Genomic DNA, 1,527 nt, shown 5'->3' with positions numbered 1-1,527 from the left:
GAGGAGGTTCGGATCATGCCCAAACTCGCGTGGATCGTAGCAGTGATCTTCCTTGGTATCTTCGGCACCGCCGGATGGTTCTTCTTCGGTCGGCCTCGCGCGAACAGCGCCGGCGAGCGACCGCTGCGCCGGCCGGTCTCCGACCACCCGGCCTTCGGGCAACGATCGTCCTGGGGCGTCGACAGCCGGCGTGATGGCGGCTTCAACCGGTACAGCGCACGGACGGGCACCCGCCGGGCCGCCGTCCGGCCGAAGGGTCCCGACGACGACCCGGACTTCATGCGGGAACTGTCCGCCCGGATCCGCAAGGGCGAGGCCGGACCGCCGCCGTCGTCGTCCCACGGCTGAGCCGCCTGGACGCGGGGGATCCAGGGGCACGAGCCCGCGGCTGACCGGCTCCGCGCACCGAGACGAGCGGCGGTCCGTCGTTCCGGTACGCGGCCGAGCGGGGTGTTCTCCGCAGGCTGCAGGTAACCCGCCCGTTCTCCCCGACGGGGCCAGACCGGGACCAGGGACCAGCAGCCGCGGGGAGGGTCAGATGCCGGCGTAGGAGTGCAGCCCCGAGATGATCAGATTCACCAGATAGTAGTCCACGAACAGGGCGCTGAAGGCCAGCAACGAGATCGTCGCGGCCCGCCGCCCACGCCATCCAGCCGTCGCGCGGGCGTGCAGGTAGGCGGCGTAGCAGACCCAGGTGATGAACGACCACGTCTCCTTGGGGTCCCACCCCCAGTAGCGGCCCCATGCCGCCTCCGCCCAGATCGCCCCGGCAATGATCGCGAAGGTCCAGATCGGGAACGCGAACGCGATGACCCGGTAGGACAGTGTGTCGAGCGCCGTTGACGACGGCAGGCGCATGACGATGCCGCCCCGGCGCTGCATGGCCCGGCTCGCGTCAGCCTGTCCGGCCGCGACCTCGGCCAGCCGGTTTTCCCAACGCTCCTTGATGAGGAACAACACCGTGGTCACGGCGGAGACCAGGAATACCCCGCTGGCGACGATCGCACCGACCACATGGATCTTGAGCCAGTACGAGTTGAGCGCGGGCACCAGCGGTCCCGCGGCGACATAGAGCACGGTGCCGGCGAAACCGAGCGAGAGCACGACCGGCAGCATGACGAAGACGCCCAGCCACCGGACCGGCTGCCGGATCATCAGGCCGAGAAACGTCGTGACCGCGATCAGACAGATCATCGACGAGAACTCGTACATGTTGCCCCAGGGCACCCGCTCCGCCGCGAGGCCACGAGTGATGACGGACCCCAGGTGCAGCGTCCAGCCGACGACCGTCAGCGCGACGGCGATCCGCCCGATCCGCCGGGCACGCGCGGGAACCGCCACGTCGCCGTCGTTACCGGCGGCCAGCGTGTGCGCGGCGTTCGCCCGCCGCCGGACAGCTTCGCTCTCCCGGGCCCGGGCCGCCGCGAGGGCCACGGCGGCGGGGTCGGACGGGTCGATCGGGGTCGCGGCCCCGTCGGTCGGGCCGGCCGGGCCGGCGGGATCGGCGGCGGCGGCGCCGATCCCGCC

2 protein-coding genes are annotated in these 1,527 nt (G+C 71.4%); one reads left to right on the top strand and one right to left on the bottom strand.

The genetic code is table 11. The features are described from left to right. Positions 1-348: PLD nuclease N-terminal domain-containing protein (locus tag ACY45C_RS00010; RefSeq protein ID WP_462185629.1), on the top strand; the 348-nt coding region annotated here is incomplete at its 5' end. Positions 349-534: 186 nt separating this feature from the next. On the opposite strand, the gene ccsB is transcribed toward ACY45C_RS00010, so the two are convergent. Beyond that, positions 535-1,527, bottom strand: a 993-nt coding sequence (gene ccsB, locus ACY45C_RS00005) for a c-type cytochrome biogenesis protein CcsB (protein WP_462185628.1), incomplete at its 5' end; no start/stop codon positions are given.

This window comes from Frankia sp. CcWB2 (assembly GCF_977927585.1).
This window is presented reverse-complemented; position numbering and strand designations above follow the sequence as displayed.